Source organism: Desulfosarcina sp. (genome assembly GCF_046496365.1).
In the GTDB taxonomy this organism is placed as follows: Bacteria; Desulfobacterota; Desulfobacteria; order Desulfobacterales; family Desulfosarcinaceae; genus Desulfosarcina.
Genome location: NZ_JAWOHB010000108.1, coordinates 31,774 through 53,368 on the forward strand (window position 1 = coordinate 31,774; position 21,595 = coordinate 53,368).

At 56.3% G+C, this 21,595-nt stretch carries 21 protein-coding genes and 1 tRNA gene; 15 read left to right on the forward strand and 7 right to left on the reverse strand.

Translation table 11 applies throughout. The annotated features are described in order from the left end of the window. Window positions 1-41: 41 nt before the first annotated feature. Window positions 42-881 (forward strand): c-type cytochrome biogenesis protein CcsB, encoded by an 840-nt coding sequence (gene ccsB / locus R6V78_RS09290; RefSeq protein ID WP_410289074.1) that lies wholly within the window; start codon window positions 42-44, stop codon window positions 879-881. A 5-nt stretch (window positions 882-886) separates the two neighbouring features. Further along, window positions 887-1,375 carry an AsnC family transcriptional regulator gene (locus tag R6V78_RS09295; protein ID WP_410289075.1) on the forward strand — a complete coding sequence of 163 codons (489 nt, stop codon included), beginning with the start codon at window positions 887-889 and terminating at the stop codon, window positions 1,373-1,375. Window positions 1,376-1,449: 74 nt separating this feature from the next. Here the strand turns inward: R6V78_RS09295 and R6V78_RS09300 are convergent, their stop codons facing one another. Continuing rightward, on the reverse strand, window positions 1,450-1,854 hold the full coding sequence (locus R6V78_RS09300; RefSeq protein ID WP_410289076.1) for a response regulator: 405 nt from the start codon (window positions 1,852-1,854) through the stop codon (window positions 1,450-1,452). 274 nt (window positions 1,855-2,128) lie between these two features. Between R6V78_RS09300 and R6V78_RS09305 the strand changes: the two genes are divergently transcribed. Continuing rightward, the gene (locus R6V78_RS09305; RefSeq protein WP_410289077.1) at window positions 2,129-3,034 is read left to right on the forward strand and encodes an NAD(P)/FAD-dependent oxidoreductase; all 906 of its coding nucleotides are present in this window, start codon (window positions 2,129-2,131) and stop codon (window positions 3,032-3,034) included. Here the strand turns inward: R6V78_RS09305 and sfsA are convergent. Further along, on the reverse strand, window positions 3,010-3,753 hold the full coding sequence (gene sfsA / locus R6V78_RS09310; protein WP_410289078.1) for a DNA/RNA nuclease SfsA: 744 nt from the start codon (window positions 3,751-3,753) through the stop codon (window positions 3,010-3,012). The two genes, R6V78_RS09305 and sfsA, sit on opposite strands and share 25 nt — an antisense overlap. A gap of 202 nt (window positions 3,754-3,955) precedes the next feature. Between sfsA and R6V78_RS09315 the strand changes: the two genes are divergently transcribed. Further along, window positions 3,956-5,650 (forward strand): acyl-CoA dehydrogenase, encoded by a 1,695-nt coding sequence (locus R6V78_RS09315; protein WP_410289079.1) that lies wholly within the window; start codon window positions 3,956-3,958, stop codon window positions 5,648-5,650. A gap of 227 nt (window positions 5,651-5,877) precedes the next feature. Here the strand turns inward: R6V78_RS09315 and R6V78_RS09320 are convergent, their stop codons facing one another. Next, complete coding sequence (locus tag R6V78_RS09320; RefSeq protein WP_410289080.1) at window positions 5,878-6,390, reverse strand: Spy/CpxP family protein refolding chaperone; 513 nt, start codon at window positions 6,388-6,390, stop codon at window positions 5,878-5,880. Between the two features lie 377 nt (window positions 6,391-6,767). Between R6V78_RS09320 and R6V78_RS09325 the strand changes: the two genes are divergently transcribed. The 7 genes from R6V78_RS09325 (at window position 6,768) to nadA (ending at window position 15,284) form a co-directional block, all read left to right on the forward strand. Further along, window positions 6,768-8,504 (forward strand): ATP-binding protein, encoded by a 1,737-nt coding sequence (locus R6V78_RS09325; protein WP_410289081.1) that lies wholly within the window; start codon window positions 6,768-6,770, stop codon window positions 8,502-8,504. Next, a complete protein-coding gene (locus tag R6V78_RS09330; protein ID WP_410289082.1) occupies window positions 8,504-9,871 on the forward strand; it encodes a sigma-54-dependent transcriptional regulator in 1,368 nt (455 codons plus the stop codon). The genes R6V78_RS09325 and R6V78_RS09330 overlap by 1 nt, the downstream gene beginning before the upstream one ends. Before the next feature lie 313 nt (window positions 9,872-10,184). Continuing rightward, window positions 10,185-12,272, forward strand: a complete 2,088-nt coding sequence (locus tag R6V78_RS09335) for a response regulator (RefSeq protein WP_410289083.1) — start codon at window positions 10,185-10,187, stop codon at window positions 12,270-12,272. Further along, window positions 12,269-12,637, forward strand: a complete 369-nt coding sequence (locus R6V78_RS09340) for an Hpt domain-containing protein (RefSeq protein ID WP_410289084.1) — start codon at window positions 12,269-12,271, stop codon at window positions 12,635-12,637. Before R6V78_RS09335 ends, R6V78_RS09340 begins: the two co-directional genes overlap by 4 nt. Continuing rightward, window positions 12,618-13,535 carry a hypothetical protein gene (locus R6V78_RS09345; protein ID WP_410289085.1) on the forward strand — a complete coding sequence of 306 codons (918 nt, stop codon included), beginning with the start codon at window positions 12,618-12,620 and terminating at the stop codon, window positions 13,533-13,535. Before R6V78_RS09340 ends, R6V78_RS09345 begins: the two co-directional genes overlap by 20 nt. Window positions 13,536-13,640: 105 nt before the next feature. Then, window positions 13,641-14,333, forward strand: a complete 693-nt coding sequence (locus tag R6V78_RS09350) for a LolA family protein (RefSeq protein ID WP_410289086.1) — start codon at window positions 13,641-13,643, stop codon at window positions 14,331-14,333. A 54-nt stretch (window positions 14,334-14,387) separates the two neighbouring features. Then, a complete protein-coding gene (nadA, locus tag R6V78_RS09355) occupies window positions 14,388-15,284 on the forward strand; it encodes a quinolinate synthase NadA (protein WP_410289087.1) in 897 nt (298 codons plus the stop codon). An 88-nt stretch (window positions 15,285-15,372) separates the two neighbouring features. On the opposite strand, the gene R6V78_RS09360 is transcribed toward nadA, so the two are convergent. From R6V78_RS09360 to radA, 3 genes are all read right to left on the reverse strand, one after another. After that, window positions 15,373-16,116 (reverse strand): YebC/PmpR family DNA-binding transcriptional regulator, encoded by a 744-nt coding sequence (locus R6V78_RS09360; RefSeq protein ID WP_410289088.1) that lies wholly within the window; start codon window positions 16,114-16,116, stop codon window positions 15,373-15,375. Window positions 16,117-16,128: 12 nt separating this feature from the next. Continuing rightward, window positions 16,129-16,731 (reverse strand): RlmE family RNA methyltransferase, encoded by a 603-nt coding sequence (locus R6V78_RS09365; protein ID WP_410289089.1) that lies wholly within the window; start codon window positions 16,729-16,731, stop codon window positions 16,129-16,131. A gap of 76 nt (window positions 16,732-16,807) precedes the next feature. After that, entirely contained in the window at window positions 16,808-18,172 is a 1,365-nt protein-coding gene (gene radA / locus R6V78_RS09370) for a DNA repair protein RadA (RefSeq protein WP_410289090.1), read from the reverse strand. Between the two features lie 187 nt (window positions 18,173-18,359). Between radA and R6V78_RS09375 the strand changes: the two genes are divergently transcribed. From R6V78_RS09375 to R6V78_RS09390, 4 genes are all read left to right on the forward strand, one after another. Continuing rightward, the gene (locus R6V78_RS09375) at window positions 18,360-19,148 is read left to right on the forward strand and encodes a histidinol-phosphatase (RefSeq protein WP_410289091.1); all 789 of its coding nucleotides are present in this window, start codon (window positions 18,360-18,362) and stop codon (window positions 19,146-19,148) included. An 86-nt stretch (window positions 19,149-19,234) separates the two neighbouring features. After that, complete coding sequence (locus tag R6V78_RS09380) at window positions 19,235-20,134, forward strand: lytic murein transglycosylase (protein WP_410289092.1); 900 nt, start codon at window positions 19,235-19,237, stop codon at window positions 20,132-20,134. 6 nt (window positions 20,135-20,140) lie between these two features. Then, complete coding sequence (locus R6V78_RS09385; RefSeq protein WP_410289093.1) at window positions 20,141-20,359, forward strand: PLDc N-terminal domain-containing protein; 219 nt, start codon at window positions 20,141-20,143, stop codon at window positions 20,357-20,359. Window positions 20,360-20,458: 99 nt separating this feature from the next. Further along, window positions 20,459-20,533, forward strand: a tRNA-Glu gene (locus R6V78_RS09390). A gap of 150 nt (window positions 20,534-20,683) precedes the next feature. On the opposite strand, the gene R6V78_RS09395 is transcribed toward R6V78_RS09390, so the two are convergent. Then, entirely contained in the window at window positions 20,684-21,508 is an 825-nt protein-coding gene (locus tag R6V78_RS09395) for a nuclease-related domain-containing protein (protein ID WP_410289094.1), read from the reverse strand. Between the last annotated feature and the right edge of the window lie 87 nt (window positions 21,509-21,595).

Genomic DNA, 21,595 nt, shown 5'->3' on the forward strand with positions numbered 1-21,595 from the left:
AAATGGCCGTATGACTGAAAAATAGGAGCTTGATATCCCCCATGACCAGCTCTCACTTGTTGTCCATATCGACCTTTGTTTTTGCCCTGGCAGCGTTTTTTTACCTGGCGGCACTGATTTTCAGAAAACCTCAACTGACTCTGCCGGCCCGTTGGACCATGGGTGCGGCGGTGGCGATCACCACGGCTGGAATCCTGCTGCGCTGGGTGGAATCCTACCAGATGGGTATCGGTCATGCCCCATTGTCCAACCTCTATGAGTCGCTGGTTTTCTTCGCCTGGACAGCGGGCGTGCTCTACCTGTTTGTGGAATTTAAGTACAAGAATGCCCTGATCGGTGCATTTGTGGCACCCATCGCGTTTCTGGCCATGGCCTATGCGTCCATGTCCCCCAATATCAGCGACCGTATCCAGCCGCTGGTGCCGGCATTGAAAAGCAACTGGCTCATTGCCCATGTGGCCACCTGTTTTTTCGGCTATGCAGCCTTTGCCATTGCCTTCGGGATGAGCCTCATGTACCTGGTCAAGTCGCGCAACCCTGAAAAGAGCGATGGAATAATTGGGCATATCCCCCGATTGGACTTCCTGGATGAATTGACCCACCGGATGGTGCTGTTCGGGTTCCTTTTCCTCACCGGTGGGATTATCACTGGCGCGGTATGGGCCAACTCGGCTTGGGGCAGCTACTGGTCATGGGACCCCAAGGAGACCTGGTCCCTGATCACCTGGTTTATCTATGCCAGTTTGCTGCACGCCCGCCTCATGCGCGGGTGGCAGGGAAAGCAGATTGCTTTCCTGTCCATCTTTGGATTCGCGGCGGTTCTGTTCACCTATTTCGGCGTCAACCTGCTGCCGGGGCTGCATAGTTACGGGAAGGTTTAGACTGGATGCACACGCATGAAAGGGGCGGTGTTGACGTGAACCCATCGATGGACGAACTGGACAAAGCGATCCTGAATCGTATCCAGACCCGGTTTCCCCTGACTCCCCGGCCCTTCCAATCCATTGCCCGGGAGGTGGGCACCACCGAGGATGAAGTCCTGACGCGGGTATCCCGGCTCAAGGCAAGCGGCATCATCCGGCGGATCGGGGGAAATTTTGTACCGGGCAAGGTGGGCTTCGTCAGCACCCTTTGCACGGCCCAGGTACCCGAAGAAAAGGTGGACCTGTTTGCCCGCACGGTGAACACCTTTCCCGGTGTAACCCACAACTACCTTCGGGATCATTCATTTAACGTCTGGTTTACCTTTATCGCGCCGTCCATGGATGTAATCAAAGAGAACCTGGCGCGGATCACCCAGAAAACCGGCGTCGAGCGAATCCTCAACCTGCCCGCGACCCATGTTTTTAAAATTAAGGCCAAGTTCGATCTGTAGACCGATCTGAGCAGGTTTATCCGCTGCATCCCCAAGGTAGGGATCGAATGGCTTCGAGACTGCGGATCCTGTTTTTAAGCGCGGCCAGTCAGGATGGCTTGAATTTTGGCTGAGAGGTCGGCAACCTGGTAGGGCTTCTGGATAACAGACGTGGGCTGTCTGTCCCCAAATTGCCTGGTGACCTGGTCGGCGGAGAGACCGCTGGCAATGATTATCGGCAGTTTGGGGTCAAGCGACCGCAGCAGCTCAAAAGCTGCTTTGCCGTCGATGCCCGGCATGGTCAGGTCCAGTACCACGCAACCGATTGATTCACGATCCTGGTCGAATTTTTCCAATGCCGATTCACCGCTGGTCGCGGTAATGACCGCATGCCCCAGTCGCTGGAGAATGGCTTGGCCAACCTCCAGCACCATTTTTTCATCGTCTACCAAAAGTACTGTGCGGCCTCGCTCAGGGCGGCGGGGTGAATCGGTAGTCATTGCTGCGTCCTCGTGTTACAAGCATGTTCACGGGTGAGGGGACCAAACATGCCGGAAAATTAAATTGATTTCCAGCATCCACCAGCGATGAACCATATTAGTCGAAAAAGTCAAAGATTTCAATTCTATTTTTTTCCAACACCGGTGCCCGCCCAACTGGTTTTTCATGCTTTTTCGGTTTATTGAGAATCAGATGCGGGGTGACGGATTTGGCGGGGCAACCGCTGCCAGCCAAACCAGACAGGGCGTCGAACGAAACAAAGGAGGAGATCCGATGACAACCCAAACGGAATTTGATGTGGTGATCGTGGGGGCCGGACCTGCGGGGCTTCAGGCGGCCATCCATTCATCCCGTAAAAAAGTGTCGGTGGTGGTGCTGGGCAAGGAGCACAAAAGCAGCCTGTTTCGGGCCCACGTGGAGAACATGTGCTGTCTGTTCAATGCCACCGGACAGACGATGCTGGAAACGGGGCGCCGGCAGGCGGAAAATTTCGGCAGCCGGTTCCTCGATGCGGATATTCTTAAGATTGAACCCCATGGCGACCGCTTCGCACTCGAGACCGAGGCCGGGTCTGAGCTGCAATGCAAAGCCCTGATTCTGGCCACCGGCACTGCTCGCAACACGCTGCGGGTCAAAGGTGAAAAGGAACTGGTGGGCAAAGGAGTCAGCTATTGCGTGGACTGTGACGGCAATTTTTATCGGGGCGAGCAAGTGGCCGTGGTAGGTGATGAAAGTGCCGCCGCGGATGGTGCCCTGACCTTGGCGGAAATTGCCGGTACCGTCCATCTGATCTGCAGCGACCTGAAAATCTCCGATGCACTGCTTGGCAAACTGGAAAACAGCCGGGTAGTGGTCCATCAGGGTGCCAGAATCAGGGAAATCGCCGGTGATGATCAGGTCAGGGAACTGGTATTGGACGACGGCAGCACCTTGTCCGCCAGCGGGGTGTTTATCGAACTGGGTGCCAAAGGACTCATGGAACTGGCCACATCCCTGGGCGTGAACCTGGATGAGGAGATGCGTTTTATCAAGACCGATAAGGGTCAGCGCACCAGTGTGCCGGGCATCTTTGCCGCCGGCGATATCTGCGGACCGCCCTGGCAGGTGGCCAAGGCCGTCGGTGAGGGCTGTGTGGCCGGCCTCAACGCCGCCGATTACGCCAAAAAATTAGGATCATAGGGTATCCGTTCGTTAAGCCGGATGCCCGCAAGATCGATGCGGACATCATATACCAGGATCTCTACCCCGTTTATAGCGGCCTGGCGCAGTGTTTTTCCGTATTGCGCATCGATGTGGTCTGCAGGTGCAAACGATCGCGCGTCCATACGCTGAACCAGGAAGAACATGGCGCATCGGAAACCGGCGGCCACCTGCGCCTGCAGTTCGATCAAATGTTTCTGGCCCCGAATGGTTACGGCATCGGGAAAGGTGGCCAGCCCGTCGGTCACCTGGGTGCAATTTTTGACTTCCACGTAGCAGGGACGGCGGTCGGGAGCCTCCAACAGGATGTCGATGCGTGAGCTTACGCCGGCCTTCACTTCCCGTCTGACCGTCTCATACCCGCTCAATTCGGCTACATCGCCCGCTGCAATGGCCTGGGCGGTGAGCCGGTTGGGCAGCTGGGTATTGACGCCCACCAGCGAACCGGGCATCTCGATCAATTCCCAGGTATACTTGAGCTTTCGTTTGGGGTTGTCATGGACGGAGAGATAGACCGGTCTGCCGGGCCGGCAACAGGTTTTCATGCTGCCTGAATTGGGGCAGTGGGCGGTTACGGTCTCCCCGTTCTCCAGGCGGACATCCACCAGAAAACGCTTGTACCGCCGGATCAGCGTGCCGGAAATCAACTTCGGCCAGGGGACGACCGTCTTTTTGAAATCCTTCATATCCAGGGTCATTGACCGCCTTTCGGTTGTGAAGAGAGGCAAACAATTAAAATAACAGCTGGCCGCCTGTTTGACCAGTCCGCCATTGACAGCACCGGTTTTTCTGGGATAGGGGGATGATGTTAACATTGCCAACATAACCGGTGCGGGCTGGTCGATCCACCGCTTGCACGGCCCGATCGGGGCGGTAAACAGAAAAATAGGAGGGTTGCGGATGCTTTTTAATCCCAAAAAGGCCCAGTTCGGCCACCTGGACGCACGATCCAGGGAAATCATGCGCAAGACCATTGATTTCTTCGAAACCAAGGGCAAAAAGCGGCTCAAGGCAGACGACCATGAACGGGTCTGGTACGACGATTTTCTGCGGTTCATCAAAAAGGAAGCCATCTTCTCCACCTTGTTGACCCCGACCCCCTACGGCGCCGAGGGCTGCCGGTGGGACACCTTTCGCAACATGGACTTCAATGAAATCCTCGGATTCTATAGCCTGGCCCACTGGTACACCTGGCAGGTGACCATTTTGGGATTGGGACCGATCTGGATGGGAAAGAACGAAGCGGTCAAACAGAAGACGGCCCAACTGCTGGCGGAAGGCGGGATTTTCGCCTTCGGCCTGTCGGAAAAAGAACACGGCGCGGACCTGTATGCCAGCGACATGGCCCTGACCCCCCTGGGTGATGGCCAGTACCGGGCCGATGGCGGAAAATACTACATCGGCAACGGCAACGAAGCGGCCCTGGTCGCAACCTTTGCCAAGAATTCGGAAACCGACGAATATGTCTTTTTCGTGGTGGAGTCCAAACACGAAAGCTACGAATGTGTTCAGAATGTAGTCAACTCCCAGATGTACGTCTCCGAGTACAATCTGCATGGATACCCCTTGACTGACGACGACATCCTCACTACGGGCAGCGAGGCTTGGGACTCCTCCCTGAACACGATTAATGTGGGCAAGTATAATTTGGGCTGGGCTTCCATCGGCATATGCACCCACGCCTTCTACGAAGCGATCGACCACGCCGCCGGTCGGTTTCTGTTCAACCATTACGTGACCGATTTTCCGCATATCCGCCAGCTGTTCGTGGATGCCTACACCCGGCTGTGTGCCATGCGCATGTTTGCTTCGCGGGCGGCGGACTACATGCGCAGCGCGTCGACCGATGATCGGCGCTACCTGCTCTACAACCCCCTTGTGAAGATGAAGGTAACCACCCAGGGTGAGGAGGTGATCAACCTGCTGTGGGACGTGATCGCGGCCAAGGGTTTTGAAAAGGACACCTATTTCGAGATGGCGGCCCGGGACATTCGCGCCCTTCCCAAACTGGAAGGCACCGTCCACGTCAACATGGCCCTGATCGTCAAATTTATGGCCAACTATTTTTTCAATCCCGGCCAGTTCCCGGAGATCGGCAAAGTCGACGCAGCGGTCAATGACGATTTTCTGTTCAAGCAGGGGCCGACCAGGGGGCTGGGTAAAATTCAGTTCCACGACTACAATATTGCATTCAACAGTCTCGACCTTCCAAACATCCGCATATTCAGGCAGCAGATCGCCCTGCTGGTGGAATTGCTGATGACGGCCCCACCGGACAAGCATCAGATCAAGGATATCGACTTCCTGCTCAATCTGGGCGAGCTGTTCAGCCTGGTTGCATACGGCCAGCTGCTCATCGAAAAAGCCGCCACCGACGCAGTGCCGGACGAATTGATGGATCAAATTTTCGATTTCATGATCCGGGATTTCTCCAAGTTCGTCCTCCAGCTCTACAGCAAGACCGGCAGTACGGACAAACAGATGGCCCTTTGCATGCGGATGATAAAAAAACCGACGGTCGATCCGGACCGTTTCAACCGGATCTGGGAAAAGCACGTCTACGCCCTTAAAGGGGAGTACCGCATGAACGACTGAGGATGTCCAGAATATGGGATTCGGAGTGTTGGCGGCCGGTCCCATGCGCCTTCAAGGCTGAAGTGGACATATCAGGTTTTCTTCAGGGAATCCAACCCAAAGAGATGCGATCAGGTGCTGCGCGGTTTCGTGATTTGGGGATAATTTCCGCAGGGGTCTATGGTCAGGAGAAAAATGCGCCGGGTGGATCGGAGCACTCCCGGCGCATCGGTATTTGATAGACGGATTTACTGGTTTGGGCAGTTGCCCGGTCCATCTCCCATGCCCCGACCCATGCCATGGTGGCTCATGCCTTGTCCTCCCCGCATGAATTCTCTGCCGGCATCGGGATTGATTTTGCGCATGGCCATGATGTGGTTCAGGCGTTTCTGATCCAGACTTCCCTGCAGATCAGAAACCGCTTTCTGCATGGCGGATGCTTTCTGCAGGTCCGGTTGACGTTTGGCCATCTCGGCGCGCAGCTCCAGCTTTTTGGCATAAAGATCCTGACGTTCACTCTTGGTAGCATTGAAAAATGCCTGGCGTTCAGCCTCGATCTGCTCGCGCTGCTCCGGTGTGAGATCCGCGTTCATCTGGCCACACGCGCATCCCCCCCGGCGGTGCTGGTCGCCGCTGCCCCCGTATCCCCGTCCGTCGTTCTGACTGCCCATTCCTTTGCCCGCAAAGGCGGTTGCCCCAACGGCCATGACGGCTATGGCCGCCAGAGTGATCATTCCGTTGCGCAGGTTTTTTGTTTTCATGATGAACTCCTTTCGTGTTTTAGAAAATGTCGGGTCTGGTGAACTGAAATCCGCTTGTCATTATCGACAACTTACTTCAGCAATGTCGATGCCAAATCCATTTGATTTTTGACCGAGAACGTCGTAACCTTTTAAATATAATAATTAAAATTATAAGTTCAAGTCCGTGGGGGATCTGTTGCCGGGTTCAGCAGCGGGTCAGGGTGGGTCGAAAGTAACCAGGCCGGATCGTCGAACCGGGTAAAAAGGTTCCAGCTTGGGTCAGCAATCGTTGCACCGCCATGGGGAGCGGGCTGAAAATCGAACAGGACCGGCCCGGTCTCATAGAAAATCGGACAGCCTGGCAGCTATCTTGTATTCATTGGGTTGGGATGATCATGGACAAAGATAAATTCAGAATATTCCTCTCGGGTTTTTCGCCGTGGATCATCCTTGGTGCGGTTCTGGTGATGCTGCCCCTCGTAGCTTGGATGACGCTGGAAACCATTAACCGTCAAAAGCAGCAGCGTATTCGCCTGATGATGGAAAAGGGCGCCGCCCTGATCCGATCCTTTGAAGCCGGCACGCGAATGGGTATGCGTGGCGGCCACGGCAGCGGGTTCCAACTCCAGCGGTTGCTGATCGAAACCGCAGCCCAGCCGGACATTGCCCATCTGCTGGTGGTCGACATCGATGGTACGGTGATTGCCCATAACCAGATGGATCGGCTGGGAAGCCGTTATGGCACCGATCTGGATCTCGAGTTCATCTACAGGGCCACTGCGCCGGCATGGCGGCGGACTGTGGTCCCGGATGGTGAGGCGGTCTTCGAGGTCTTCGGCAAATTTGCGCCAATGGCCAAACGTCCGAATAGACCCATGCACGGCGATATGATGCGCATGGGGGACATGTCTTCTCCCGATCGGGAGGTTGCGCCCATGGTTATTTTCGTGGGATTTCGAACCGATGCCGTCGATGCGGCCCATGCCGCCGATGCAAGGCATACCGTGGTGATGGCCGTGGTGCTGCTGCTGGTGGGGTGCGCCGGCGTGCTGCTGCTTTTCCTGGCGCAGAACTACCGGTCCACCCGCGTCTCCCTGGCCAGGGAAAAGGCCTTTTCCGACAACCTGGTGTCGCGAATGCCCATCGGTCTGGTGGCCCTGGATCGGGATGACCGGGTGACCGCCCTGAATTCGGTCGCCGAAGCCACACTGGGAATCCGAGCCGCCGGAGTGATCGGCACCACCGCCAGAGCGGTTATCCCGGCGATACTGGCAGACAGCCTGACCGATGATCGCCGTCTGGTGGAAAAGGAAGTGCTCTGTCCGCTCGCCGACGGCCGTCTGATCCCCATGGATGTGAGTGCCGCCACCCTGACCGACGAAAACGGCGAAAGCTTCGGTCAGGTGATTCTGTTCAAGGACCTCACCGAGCTTCGCGCACTCCACCAAGAGTTGGAAAGGAACCGCAGACTGGCGTTGGTGGGCCGCCTGGCCGCCGGCGTGGCCCACGAGATCCGCAATCCTTTGAGTTCGATCAAGGGGTTTGCCACCTATTTCAAGGAAAAATACCGCGATAGTGATCGGGATCAGGAGATCGCCGGCATCATGATCCAGGAAGTTGACCGACTCAATCGGGTGGTGGGGCAGTTGCTTGAATTTTCCCGGCCGATCCGACTCCATTTTCAAGAGGTGGCGTTAAAGCCGTTTTTCCAGGACAGCTTCAGGCTAGTGGATCGTCAGAGCCGTCAAGCCGGCGTCAGTATGGCCCTGGACATGGCTGATGAACGTATTTGCGCCGTTATGGACGCCGATAAAATGAACCAGGTGATGCTCAATCTCCTGCTCAACGCCCTGGATGCCATGACCGCCGGCGGTCGCCTGACGGTCCGGGTGTCCAGCGATGGGAACGGCAGCGTCGTTATACAGGTCATCGACACGGGCACGGGTATAGATCCCCGGGACCAATTCCACATTTTCGAACCTTATTTTTCCACCAAGAAAACCGGGACCGGGTTGGGGCTTGCCATCGTACACAACATTGTCAAGGCACACCAGGGTGACATAGTGGTGGCCAGTCAAACCGGTGCGGGCACCACGGTCGAGATCACCCTGCCCGCTGTCCAGGAGGTATGATGCCGGAATTGTATCGGGTATTGGTTGTGGATGACGATATCGCCCACCGAACCATGCTGCGGACCCTGGTGGGCGGATGGGGGTATGATATTGTGGATGCGGATGACGGTGAGGCGGCCATTGCCGCCGTCCAGGATCAGCCCGTCGATCTGGTACTGATGGATATCCGCATGGTCCGCGTATCGGGCATCGAGGCGCTGGAGCAGATCAAGACGATCAACCCTGTTATTCCCATTGTGCTGATGACTGCATACGCATCCGTGGAGATGGCGGTGGATGCGCTCAAGAAGGGCGCTTACGATTATCTGATTAAACCCCTGGATTTTGACAAGCTTCGCTTGACCCTTCAACGGGCTCTGGAGCATATCCGTCTCAAAACGGAGAACCGCCAGCTCAAACAACAGCTGGCAGGCGGCTACCAGTCAGCGGATGTTATCGGCAGCAGTCCGGCCATGATGCGCCTGATGGAGACCGTGGGGCAGGTGGCTGTTTCCGAGGCCACGGTGATGGTGACCGGCGAATCGGGGACGGGCAAGGAGCTGGTGGCCGCGGCCATCCATCACAACAGCCCGAGAAAAAACGGCCCATTTATCAAAGTGAATTGTGCCGCCATTACCGAGACCCTGCTGGAATCGGAGCTTTTTGGCCATGAGAAGGGGGCCTTCACCGGTGCGGACCGCCGCAAGGAGGGGCGTTTTGTCCAGGCCGACGGGGGCAGCCTGTTCCTGGACGAAGTCGGAGAGATGCCTGTTTCCATGCAGGTGAAGCTGCTGCGTGTGCTTCAGGAACGCGAACTGACCCGCGTGGGCGGTGAGCAGCTGATTTCCGTGGATGTCCGTCTCATCGTGGCCACCAACCAGGACCTGGCGCAGATGGTCAAGGCCGGCGCCTTCAGGGAAGACCTTTACTATCGGTTGAATGTCGTCGAGCTGAAAACGCCGCCCCTGAGGGCGCGCCGGGAAGACATCCCCCTGCTGGCGGCCTATTTTCTGACGCGGTTTGCCGAAAAAAACCGCAAATCGGTGGAATGGTTCTCCCCGCGGGCCATGGATCTGTTGATCCGCCACGCGTGGCCGGGAAATGTTCGTGAACTGATGAACACCATCGAGCGGGCGGTGGTGCTGGCTAAATCAGCCTGCCTGGACGAGCGCGATTTCGCCTCACTGGCCGCGAACGGGCACGAAGTCGATGCCGCTTTATCCGGCGGCGCTTCTCCGGCCGATATTCCCCTGGAACAAATCGAGCGGGAAGCCATCATCAATACCCTGGCATCAGCCGACGGCAACAAAAGCGAGGCGGCCAGACGATTGGGAATTACGCGCAAGACCTTGCGGGAAAAGCTCAAAAAATACAACCTGCCCCTTTAATGACCCAATCAGGTCCCCACACCAGGCGGATATCTATTGTTGATGAACGCGTCGCGCGCACAGCGGTTTTTTTCACGAAGCGGGTATATTCTCCGTCTTTCTTGAACGATGTCGCGCCCCTGGCCATGGGAACCGCCAGTAGGGCGCTGAAAAACTAAAGTCCCTAGATTGCCTGCCGATATAGATCTCACCGACTGAAACAGAGCGCCAATTGATTTCAGCCCGTTGGGTTCAAAAGAACAGTTGCCGTCTGACCGGTGAAATAGATCCCCTTTCGGCAGATGCAATACCCTTTCAATAGAAGCGCCTGAAGATGGGACCGATTCCGATGCCCGGAGCAGCGACCATTCTGGAACTGGTAAAAAAAAACAAGGTTCTGGAAGAGGAAAACAAGCGCTATCGCAAAGCGCAGGTCGTTATTCACGGCAGTGAAGAGCGCTTCCGTTTGATTTCAGAAACCATCCACTTCGGCGTCTTCGAGATTGATGCCAAAGGCAGCTGCCAATACACCAATACCAGCTACCAAGAGATTTTCGGCCTGAGCCTGGTGCAAAGCCTGACCCGAGACTGGCGTGAATTCGTGCATGCCGACGACTGCCCAACGGTATCCCAAAAATGGGGGCATGCCCTGAAGGGAATGGGCACCTTTTCCATGGACTGCCGAATCGTTCGCCCCGACGGGAATCTCAGATGGGTGCATGTTCACTTTGAGCCTGTGTTCTCCGATGCCGGGGGGCGGTATACCGGGACCGTAGAGGACATTACCGAACGCAAAATGGCCGAAGAGGAGTTGAAAAAGGCAAAGGAAGCCGCCGAAAGCGCCAATATGGCCAAGAGCCAATTTCTGGCCAATATGAGCCATGAAATCCGTACACCCATGAACGGTGTGATCGGATTTACCGACCTGCTGCTGGATACCGAGCTGAGCGACGTACAGGCGGATTATACCCAGACCATCAAACGCAGTGGTATAGCCCTGCTCTCTTTGATCAACGACATCCTCGACTTCTCGAAGATCGAGTCCGGTGAACTCGATTTTGAAAATATCGCCTTTGACCCGGAGCTGCTGGCCTATGATGTCTGCGATTTGATCCGGCCAAAAATTGGCAACCGTCCTGTGGAACTGCTCTGTCGGATAGATGACCACATGCCGGCTATGGTCAAGGGCGATCCCCTGCGGTTCCGCCAGGTCATCACCAACCTGCTGGGCAATGCGCCCAAATTCACCGAAACGGGTGAAATCGAACTTTCCATGCGTCTGGCGGAGGAGACATCGGAAGCCTTCAAACTGCACACGGCCATTCGAGATACGGGCATTGGCATCCCCGCAGACAAGCATGCGGTCATCTTCGAACCCTTCCAGCAGGCCGACGGTTCGACCACACGCAAATATGGCGGAACCGGTCTGGGACTTTCAATTTGCCGGCAGATCTCTAATTTGATGGACGGTGACGTCTGGGTGGAAAGCCGACCCGGAGAAGGCAGCACCTTCCATTTTACCGCCTGGTTGGCCAAATGCGAAGAAAAACAGGTTCATGGGCTGGCATCTGTTTCCCTCAAAGGACTGCGGGTGCTGGTGGTGGATGACAACGTGGCCAATGCCCAGATTCTGCAGCAGATCTTAAGTTCCGCGGGCATGACCGCCACTGTGGTTCACCGGGGGGATGCCGTGCTGCCGATGCTCCAGGCGGCCGTGGAGCAAGGTGCTCCCTGGCACCTGTGCATTTCGGACATCTGCATGCCGAATACCGACGGATTTGCCGTGGCGGCCCAAATTCGATGGTCGGATGCCGATTTTTCGAGGATGCCCCTGATCGCCCTTTCCAGTTCGCTGGAACGGGACGCGCTGCGATGCGAAAAAGCTGGTTTCAACGGATACTTAAGCAAACCCGTCCGCCGGGAAAAACTGTTTCAAATGATTGGGCGGGTGCTTCGGGACCACCAGGGGGCAACTGCCGCCCAAACCGACCATAAAGAGAAGATTCACACGCAGTATTCGGTAAGGGAGGATCTGAAACATTCAGTTCGGATCCTTCTGGTGGAGGATAACCCGGTCAACCAGAAGCTGGCCAAGCTCATGCTGGGAAAGGCGGGGTACCTGGTTGAGGTCGCCGGCAACGGGGTTGAAGCCGTGAAACGGTACACGGCCACGCCGGATGCCTTTGATCTGATCTTCATGGATGTGCAGATGCCAGTAATGGATGGCAAGGAGGCTACGCGGACGATCCGGCAAAAAGGATTTCACCGCGTGCCCATCATTGCCATGACTGCTCATGCCATGAAAGGTGACCGGGAAATGTGCCTGGAGGCGGGTATGAACGACTACATCACCAAGCCGATCAAGCGGGAAGCGGTATTTGCGATCATCGAAAAGAATGTTTTCAATAAGGAGGCCGCATGAATTTAAAAGCATTGGGAGAAAAGATCGGGTTTGACGAACATGAATACCGCGAACTGGCTGAGCTGTTTCTGGAAACCGGCATGGCGGATTTCCATCGCCTGAAAGGCGCGATCGATATGGGTGATGTGCAGCAGGCGGCTCGCAGTGCACACACCATCAAAGGCGCCGCTGGCAACCTGGGTATCATGAATATCCACGACATGGTCAAACGGATTGAACTGGCCGTCGTTGAAAACCGGCTGGATTCAGTTGTCGGTGACATGGACCTCCTCAAGGGGAGCTTTGACGCGCTTTCCCGAGTCCTCAACCTCGACAATCGTGCCAAGCTGATGCTATATTCCCCCGATGATCCAGCCAATCAATGACCTTCAGTCCACGCTTCTCGATCACATTGTCACCGCGTTGAAACATGGGGGGCGCCTGACCGACGCCATCCTTGACTACATCCACGCGACGCTTTTCCCCCCTGAGCCCGACCGGCTGGCCGCTTTCCTGAAAGCGGACACTAACAGCGAACGGGACAGCCTGCTGGACCTGATTTTTTATCCGGACCAGGCGGTCCAGATCGACCTGGAGCCGCTGCTGGAGCTGGCCCGCTTTTCAATCGATGATCAAAAGGCATTGCATGGCCGTCTGATGGCTCCGGGGATCAGCGCCCAGATCTGCATGCCCGACGGCAGACAACTGGCCCGCATCCCGGTGCCCGATTTCATCCGGTCCCAATACCTGACGCGGCTGAACATTGCCTGGCAGATGGATCCCCGGGTGGCGGCGGCCATCGAAAAGTGGATATCGGCGGCGCGGCGGGTTATTGTCAAGGTGCGGCTCAGAAATGCTGGGCTGCGGCTGGAATCGGGACGACAGGATTTCCTGGCCCGCTTTTTTGAACGCATGGCTGACAACGATTCCGACTTCCTGGCCTGCCTTGACCTGGTGCTGTCCATTCTGGATAATACATGCGAACCTGGCGATGCCTACGCCCTGTTGATCGCACACAAACAGACCCTGTTCCGCAACCTTGGGCAGGCCAGGCGCTTTCAAACCCTGCTGCGCCATTCCAACATGGAAACCCTTATGCTTCAGGGTGTGCGCACCCCCCATGCTGCCTGTGACGCGCTGATGCGAGACATGCGTCTGATCGATCGGGTCTGCTTCGGCGTTTTCGGTAAAACCGAAGCCATCGATCTGCCCACGGAAGAACCGCTGCGGGAGGTCACGGATCTGGAAAATCCCACCGCAGCCATGGATTTGTTGTTGCGCTGAAGCGGCCGCCAACCCAATATGTTTACAAACTGGAAGAAATGGGATACTCAGGCTATCGCTTATCAGGCGCCGCCGGCGCCATGCCAGGAAAAGGAAAGGGGCGCTATGGACCGCTTGCAAACCAATGGCCGCAAATCCATTGCCATCACCATGGCCATTTTCGTCATGACAATCGTTTGTACGCCGGCGTTGGCGGTATCGGCGTCGGAAGCCGACAAGACCATCGATGCAATTATCGCCGGCCTGGAAAACCGCTACAATGTCGCGGGATTTACAGCCGATTTCGACCAGGAATCCATCCTTAAAGCCATGGCGGTTACCGACACGGCATCCGGCAGGCTGATGGTCCGGCAGCCGGGCAGGATGCGCTGGGAATATCTGGTGCCGGACCCCCAGACCATCATTACCGACGGCAATGACCTGTGGGTCTACCGACCCCAGGAAAACCAGGTGCTGGTGGGAAAGGCCCCCTCTTTTTTCGGAGAGGGCAAGGGCGCCGGCTTTCTTTCCAACATCAAGATGATACGGCGGTCATTTCAGGTCTCCCTGGAGCCGGCCACGGACCCCAAGCGCTATCGTCTCAGGCTGGTGCCCAACAGATCCTCGGTGGATCTTATGGAAGTGCAGCTGGATATTGCCAAAAGGAGTTTCGACCTGATCCAGATCACCACCTTCAACGTGTACGGTGACGAAACCCGCATTGTTCTGAAAAACGTCGATTTCGACAACCCGCCGCAGGAATCGCTTTTCCGTTTCGACGTGCCGGATGGTGCCGACGTGCTGCAGATGAACCAGTGAGCAAACGGAACTGGTTTCCCGCACCACCGAGCATCCTTTCGAAAGGACCCGATCATGCAAGCGAAAATAAGAGCCCTGCTCAAAGAAAAAAACGCCATTATGCTGGCGCACAACTATCAGCCCCCAGAGATTCAGGACTTGGCTGATCTTTGCGGGGATTCCCTGGAACTCAGCATCCGGGCCGCGGATACCGATGCGGATGTGATCGTCTTCTGCGGGGTCCATTTCATGGCCGAAACCGCCTCGATTCTCTCCCCGGACAAGATCGTGCTGCTGCCGCGCCACGATGCCGGCTGCCTGATGGCCGACATGATCAGCGCCGAATCGCTGGAAGCCAGGAAAGCCGCCCTGCCCCCCATGCCGGTGGTCACCTATGTTAACTCCACGGCTGAAGTCAAGGCCCTGTCGACCATCTGCTGCACCTCGGCCAACGTGGTCAAGGTGGTCAACAGCCTGCCGGAAAAAGAGATGCTGCTGGCTCCTGACCGCAATCTGGCCATGTACGCGGCGTCAAAAACAGATAAAACCATCCACGTGTGGGATGGGTACTGCCCCACCCACGAGTGGCTGACGGCCGCCGATGCCGCCAAGGCCAAAGCCGACTATCCCGAAGCCATCTTCATGGCCCACCCGGAATGCCGGCCGGAGGTGCTGGCCCTGGCGGATGTGGTGGAAAGCACGTCGGGCATGCTGCGCTTCGCGCACCAGTCAACCCATCAGGCGTTCATTGTCGGCACGGAAACCGGGCTGCTGCATCCCCTCCGTAAGCAGAATCCAGACAAAACCTTTTATCCGGCGTCCGAGAAGATGATCTGCCGCAATATGAAACGCATCGGCTTGTCGGACGTGGCCGCCTGCCTGGAGAAAATGACCGGCGTGGTGAAGGTGCCTGAAAACACCCGCCTACCGGCGCTGGCCGCAGTGACCCGGATGCTCGATCTTTCAAGATAAAGCGGTTGGGGCCGCCGGAAATAGAAAACGCCCGGCAACCGCGTCCATATGGTTGCCGGGCGTTTTTTGGAAGCATTATCATGCCGCCTTACATGGCATCGACAATGTCATCAGGAATGTCTGCGTTGGTATGGACTTTCTGGACATCGTCGCAGTCTTCCATGGCGTCCATGAGCTTAAGCATACGTTCGGCCTCTGCGCCTGTCAGGGGGTTGAGGGTCTGGGGCAGCATGGTCACTTCGGCGTCGCTGAAGGGAATGCCCGCACCCGCAAGGGCGTCTTTGACTGCATCGAAGTCCTCGGGTGCGGTGATGACCTCAAAGCTGTCTTCGTCTTCACGAACATCTTCGGCGCCGGCCTCCAGAGCCACCTCCATCAACTTTTCTTCACTGATGGCGGCCTTGGCCACATTGAAATAACCTTTGTGGTCGAACATCCAGGCCACACATCCGTTTTCGCCCATGTTGCCGCCGTATTTGTTGAAGATGTGGCGGATTTCGGCCACGGCGCGGTTCTTGTTGTCGGTCAGTGATTCCACCAGGATGGCTGCGCCGCCCGGCCCGTAGCCTTCATAGGAACTCTCTTCGTAGCTGACTCCCTCCAGTTCGCCGGTACCTTTTTTTATGGCCCGTTCGATGTTGTCCTTGGGCATGTTTTCCGTTTTGGCCGCCGCCACGGCAGTGCGCAGCCGCGGGTTGGCGTCCAGGTCACCCCCGCCCGCACGTGCGGCCACTGTGATTTCCTTGATCAGTTTGGTAAAGATCTTCCCCCGTCTGGCGTCCTGGGCGCCTTTGCGGTGCTTGATGGAAGACCATTTGTTATGTCCTGACATGCAAACCTCCTGTTATTTTTTGTTTAGCCCAATCACAAATACCTCCCGGCTGGCTTTTCGCGTGCTCTGGGGCCTGAACGCCGTCTGACGGTCAAAGCGCGCTTTGACGGCATCGGCAAAGGCCTTGAAACCGTTTCCCTGAAAGATCTTGCAAACAAAGCTGCCCCCGGGTATCAGGGTTTTGTCGGCAATGGTCAGGGCTGCTTCGCAAAGCCTCACGGAGCGGGCTTCGTCCACGTGCCGATTGCCCGTGGTGGCCGGTGCCATGTCGCTGAGCACCACGTCGAATCGAGTCTGCCCCAGCGCAACCAGGCGGCCCTCCAGGTCGGCCACGTCACCGACGATCACCGCTGCGTTCTCCGGAAGCCCCATGGCGACCGGGGTCAGGTCGACACCCACCAGCCGGCCCTCGGGACCCACTTCCCGGGCGGCAAACTGCAGCCACGATCCCGGTGCACAACCCAGGTCCAGAATATATGCACCCCGGTGCAGAATGCGGTGCTTTTTCTGGATCTCCTGAAGCTTGTAAACCGAGCGGGCCGCAAAGTTGTCCTTTTTGGCCTGGCGGGTATAGTGATCCGCCCACGGGTTCTTGTTGCGGGACGATCGCTTCATATCTTTTCGTCCTGTTCAAGTCAAGACAAACCGCTGGGGTAGAGCGATCTCAATACTCAATATAATGAGTGTGTTGTCAGAAAAGCAGCGCCACGGCGGCGGCCACGTTCGCCACCCCTTCCAGGGTGATGTCATCGGGCCGCTGCATCCGCTTGAGGCTGCCCGCAGGGGCCAGGATGCGGGTGAATCCCATTTTGCGGCCTTCGGAGATGCGGATTTCCACATTGCTCACGGCCCGCACCTCGCCGGCCAGTCCGACTTCGCCCATCACCATGGTGTCCTTGCGAATGGGCCGGTCCAGGAAACTGGAGGCGATGGCCGAGACGATGCCCATGTCGACGGCCGGTTCCATGATCTTGACTCCGCCGGCCACATTCATGAAAATGTCGTGGCCCATCAGGTGCATGCCCAGCTGCTTTTCCATGACCGCGACCAGCAGGGCCACCCGGTTCTGGTCAAGACCCAGAATGGTCCGCCGCGGCGTACCGAAGCTGGTGCTTGAGGCCAGTGCCTGAAGTTCCACCAGGATGGGGCGGGTGCCTTCCATGCTGGCCGTCACCACGGAGCCGGGTGCATTCTCGGGGCGTTCGGAAAGGAATACGGCCGAGGGGTTGCCCACCTGGCACAATCCATTCTCTTTCATTTCGAAGACGCCGATCTCGTTGGTGGAGCCGAAGCGGTTCTTCACTGCCCGCAGGATGCGGAAAACGTGGTTGCGGTCGCCTTCGAAATAGAGCACCGTATCCACCATGTGTTCCAGCAGCCGGGGTCCGGCAATGGCACCCTCCTTGGTCACGTGGCCCACAAGGAAGGTCGGAACGCCGGTCCGTTTGGCCATGAGCATCAGCCGCATGGTCGACTCCCGCACCTGACTTACGCTGCCCGGGGCCGATGTGATCTCCGGGCTGAACATGGTCTGAATGGAATCAACCACCAATACATCAGGCGCTTCGCTTGACACCATGGCCATGATCGCATCGATGTCGATCTCCGATACCACCAGCAGGTTGGGCGATGCAGTCTGCAGCCTGCGGCTGCGCAGACGCAGTTGGCGCACCGATTCTTCACCGGAAACGTACAGGACCTTGCGGCCGCTGGTGGCGATGCCGTACAGGGCCTGGAGCATAATTGTGGATTTGCCGATGCCTGGGTCCCCGCCGATCAACACCAGGGTGCCGGCCACCAGCCCCCCGCCCAGCACCCGGTCGAATTCGGCGATGCCGGTGGACATCCGTTCTTCGTCGATGATTTCGACGGCGTCGATTGGAACCGGGCGGTCGCCCTTGTGATTCATGACCATATGGGCGGCCGCCGGCGGCTGCCTGACCTCTTCGGCAAAGGTGTCCCAGGCGCCGCATTCGGTGCAGCGGCCCATCCATTTGGCGGATTCATAGCCGCATGATTGGCAGGCAAACAGTGTTTTTACAGGTTTTCGGGCCATTTCGATTGTCCGTGCTTATTATTCGGTCTGGATTGTGCGGTTAGGATGTTGTCTCAGATTAAAAATTGGAAATCGCTGCCGGCCGTTTTGCCTGCGTGCAAAGGCAGGGAGCCATTCCGGCTATTGATTTGACACGGGAGCCGCCTGCGTGTCAAATAATGACGGAAAAGGAGCCTGCATTATATCCATGATCGACTACCACGTCCACACCAGCCTTTGCAACCACGCCACCGGCAGCATGGAACAGTATGTCCGGGCGGCGATTACCAAGGGCCTGACCACGATCTGTTTTCTTGACCACCTGACGTTCCAGGAGGTCGGGCGCTATAATGCCATGTTTCCGTGGGAAGTGCCCATGTATGTGAATGCGGCCCGCCGGCTGGACCGGCAGTACCGGGACCAGATCAGCGTCCGTGTTGGACTGGAGATCGACTTTTCACCGGCGCATGTGGACCGCTGCCGGGAGGTCGTCAACGCGTTCGATCTGGATGTGGTGGGCAGTTCCGTCCATTTTCTCGACGGTGAAGATGTGGTTACGCGGCAATCGGCCTGGGGGTGCGGCGAACGCAACGCCGACGAAATCTACGCGAAGTATCTGGATGTAATGGAATCAATGCTGGATTATGATTACTTTGACGTGGTATGCCATTTCGATCTGCCGAAAAAATACAGCCGGCACCCATCGGCATTTGCGGTGGACGGGTTTCTGAACCTTCTGGAAAAGATCGGGGCAAAGAACCTGGCCGTGGAATTGAACACCAGCGGGCTTAGCTATCCGGTGAGGGAGGCTTTCCCATCACCGCCGCTGCTCGACCGGTGTGCCCAGCTTCGGATTCCCGTGGTGACCGGCTCCGATGCCCACTCCCCCGAAACGGTGGGCAGGGATTTCGATAAGGCTCGTGATCTGCTCAAAGAAGCCGGCTATCGGTATCTGACCGGCTTTTCACATCGGCAACGGGAATCGGTCGCTCTCTGACGGCGCCGGTTCGAACAGGGGCAATGGGATTGATTTGCCGCGGGAAGCCGCCGGCTTAAAAAATCCGGAACTACTTAAGGAGATCAATGGTGATACGCGACGACACTTTGCAGACCGCCCACGGACGCTTCAGGAGCTGTGGAATTGCCATCCTGATTGTTTTGCTGGCAGGGCTGGTTGGGCCAGCCTGTGCCGCCGATTCACCGGGACCCTTCCAGGCACTGACCAAGCGCCTGATTGAAGACGGCTTCGACAGCGCCCGTATCCAGGAGATCTTCGCCAGCCCTGCTGTATCCTTCGAGGAGGGCGGCGTCAGTGCATATTTCATGCACAACGAGGCCACGCTGAACTACCAGCAGTTCACACAAGCGTTGAATATCACAGCGGCCAAGTCTTACCTCATGGAGCACCGTGAGGCGCTGGCGCTCGCCGAGGGCGCCTTCGGTGTGGATAAGGAAGTGATTACCGCCATCATTCTGGTGGAAACCAAGCTGGGCGCCTATACAGGCAACAAATCGGTGATCAACACCCTGTCCACCCTGTCCGCCATGACCGACGAACAGCCCCGCCAGACGATCTGGGACAACCTGCCCGATGATGACCGGCGCATGTCACGTCAGGATTTTGAAAAAAAAGCGGATCAGAAAGCCAGTTGGGCCTACCGTGAACTCAAAGCATTTCTGGCCTACACGGAAAAGGAAGGCATGGACCCAACCACCATCAAGGGCTCCTATGCCGGTGCCATGGGGATCTCCCAGTTCATGCCCAGCAACATCGCTCCTTACGCCAAAGATGGCAACGCCGACGGTCAGGTGGATCTGTTTGTCCATGCCGACGCCATTTCCAGCGTTGCCAGCTACCTGAAGCATTACGGCTGGAAACCGGGCATCACCCGGGAGCAGGCCTTCAAGGTTGTTTACCACTACAACCACAGCAAGTATTATGTGAACACCATTCTCGATATCGCGGATAAATTGAAAGGCTGATCCATCATGAGCACCGGCATGTTCGTGGTTCTCACCGCCGTCGTGTTTTTCCTGATCACCTGCGTGGCCATTTTAGACATCGCCCGCAAGGACTTTGGTTCCATCCAGATGAAAGCGCTGTGGGCCTTCGTCGTGGCCATGCTGCCCTTTATCGGTGTGCTGGTTTATTTCGTTTTTGGTTTCAGAAGAGGCAAGCGTCCTGCCGCCGATGCCCCGGTGGATTGACGTCAAATCGAGTGGTTCCAATCAAAATGGATTTGCCGGAGGCAAATTCTATTTGACAAAGATGCATCTTTTCTATAATCAAGCCACTGTTTTTTTAATGGTCCCATCGTCTAGTGGTTAGGACGTCGGCCTCTCACGCCGGTAACGCGGGTTCGAATCCCGCTGGGATCACCAAAAAATCAATAGGTTGCAAAACCTGCTAAATGCCGCTTGGGGAGTTGACGGCTCCTCAGACGGCTTTTTTGTTTACGCGGGCACTTCCCGTCTGGATATTTTGGGCATTAAGGTTTCCTTGAAAGATTACATCAGGATTTTAGGGCTGTATCACTGAACGGCGCTGTCCTGAAATGTGGGTTCGGTGTCGTCAAATCGCCACGATCTGTTTTGCCATGAATCCGTAAACGCCGGTTCGGTTTCAAATTCCAGGATCCACCCGTCATCACTCGATGAAGCAGCTGCGGTCATTCTGCATTTGGGAATGCAAGGGCTGCTCTGCTTTTCCTTTACAATTTCTTTGACATGCTCGCTATGTGCCTTGTTCATTTCTCTCGATGGCACCAGGCGCTCCGCTTCAATCTTTGATAGAATCATTTGAACATCGGCATCGAATAACACACGCTGGTCTTTGGACTTGATGTATTTGATCAGTTCAGTACCGTTGGTGACATTTTCAGGCATTTCGGTCTTGAAAGTACTGTTGCCCACAAAAACGACAACCGAGAAAATTTGCCGGTCATTCAATTCCAGCAATGCTTTCAAGGTTTCTACGTGTTTGTAGTTCTGGTGGAGCGGGTTTTGAAATTTCTTCTTATGCTTGAATATTTTCTGGGTCCACGTTCTCTTATGGGCGCCGCCAAAGATCCACCCCTTCATATTCTTGGTCTCGATGACGAACACGCCGTATTCCGAGACGATGATATGATCAACCTGGGTCGTTCCGCCGGTGGTGGGCAGCGTGACATTTCTAAGGACATGGTATTTATCCCTGTTCAGGTGGATCCTGGCGGAGATGTGAACCATTATCTCTCCGGCGAAACCCTTGAACCAGGGTGATTTGAAAAAGCATATGAAGGCAACGCCGAGCATGGAAATCAAGATTACTGGTAAGAATGCATTGAAAACTACCATAGGCCCCATATTGTCCTCCATTGGTAAATGTCGCTTCGATTTTGATTAGATGCAACAAACAAACCAATCGACATAATCTTTATATTGTTTGATGTAGGACGGTTGGGA

What these genes read in the sequence shown, in the direction of transcription:
- ccsB (WP_410289074.1), top strand. Translation starts at nt 42, where the DNA reads ATGACCAGCTCTCACTTGTTGTCCATATCGACCTTTGTTTTTGCCCTG.
- R6V78_RS09295 (WP_410289075.1), top strand. Translation starts at nt 887, where the DNA reads ATGCACACGCATGAAAGGGGCGGTGTTGACGTGAACCCATCGATGGAC.
- R6V78_RS09300 (WP_410289076.1), bottom strand. Translation starts at nt 1,854, where the DNA reads ATGACTACCGATTCACCCCGCCGCCCTGAGCGAGGCCGCACAGTACTT.
- R6V78_RS09305 (WP_410289077.1), top strand. Translation starts at nt 2,129, where the DNA reads ATGACAACCCAAACGGAATTTGATGTGGTGATCGTGGGGGCCGGACCT.
- sfsA (WP_410289078.1), bottom strand. Translation starts at nt 3,753, where the DNA reads ATGACCCTGGATATGAAGGATTTCAAAAAGACGGTCGTCCCCTGGCCG.
- R6V78_RS09315 (WP_410289079.1), top strand. Translation starts at nt 3,956, where the DNA reads ATGCTTTTTAATCCCAAAAAGGCCCAGTTCGGCCACCTGGACGCACGA.
- R6V78_RS09320 (WP_410289080.1), bottom strand. Translation starts at nt 6,390, where the DNA reads ATGAAAACAAAAAACCTGCGCAACGGAATGATCACTCTGGCGGCCATA.
- R6V78_RS09325 (WP_410289081.1), top strand. Translation starts at nt 6,768, where the DNA reads ATGGACAAAGATAAATTCAGAATATTCCTCTCGGGTTTTTCGCCGTGG.
- R6V78_RS09330 (WP_410289082.1), top strand. Translation starts at nt 8,504, where the DNA reads ATGCCGGAATTGTATCGGGTATTGGTTGTGGATGACGATATCGCCCAC.
- R6V78_RS09335 (WP_410289083.1), top strand. Translation starts at nt 10,185, where the DNA reads ATGGGACCGATTCCGATGCCCGGAGCAGCGACCATTCTGGAACTGGTA.
- R6V78_RS09340 (WP_410289084.1), top strand. Translation starts at nt 12,269, where the DNA reads ATGAATTTAAAAGCATTGGGAGAAAAGATCGGGTTTGACGAACATGAA.
- R6V78_RS09345 (WP_410289085.1), top strand. Translation starts at nt 12,618, where the DNA reads ATGATCCAGCCAATCAATGACCTTCAGTCCACGCTTCTCGATCACATT.
- R6V78_RS09350 (WP_410289086.1), top strand. Translation starts at nt 13,641, where the DNA reads ATGGACCGCTTGCAAACCAATGGCCGCAAATCCATTGCCATCACCATG.
- nadA (WP_410289087.1), top strand. Translation starts at nt 14,388, where the DNA reads ATGCAAGCGAAAATAAGAGCCCTGCTCAAAGAAAAAAACGCCATTATG.
- R6V78_RS09360 (WP_410289088.1), bottom strand. Translation starts at nt 16,116, where the DNA reads ATGTCAGGACATAACAAATGGTCTTCCATCAAGCACCGCAAAGGCGCC.
- R6V78_RS09365 (WP_410289089.1), bottom strand. Translation starts at nt 16,731, where the DNA reads ATGAAGCGATCGTCCCGCAACAAGAACCCGTGGGCGGATCACTATACC.
- radA (WP_410289090.1), bottom strand. Translation starts at nt 18,172, where the DNA reads ATGGCCCGAAAACCTGTAAAAACACTGTTTGCCTGCCAATCATGCGGC.
- R6V78_RS09375 (WP_410289091.1), top strand. Translation starts at nt 18,360, where the DNA reads ATGATCGACTACCACGTCCACACCAGCCTTTGCAACCACGCCACCGGC.
- R6V78_RS09380 (WP_410289092.1), top strand. Translation starts at nt 19,235, where the DNA reads ATGGTGATACGCGACGACACTTTGCAGACCGCCCACGGACGCTTCAGG.
- R6V78_RS09385 (WP_410289093.1), top strand. Translation starts at nt 20,141, where the DNA reads ATGAGCACCGGCATGTTCGTGGTTCTCACCGCCGTCGTGTTTTTCCTG.
- R6V78_RS09395 (WP_410289094.1), bottom strand. Translation starts at nt 21,508, where the DNA reads ATGGAGGACAATATGGGGCCTATGGTAGTTTTCAATGCATTCTTACCA.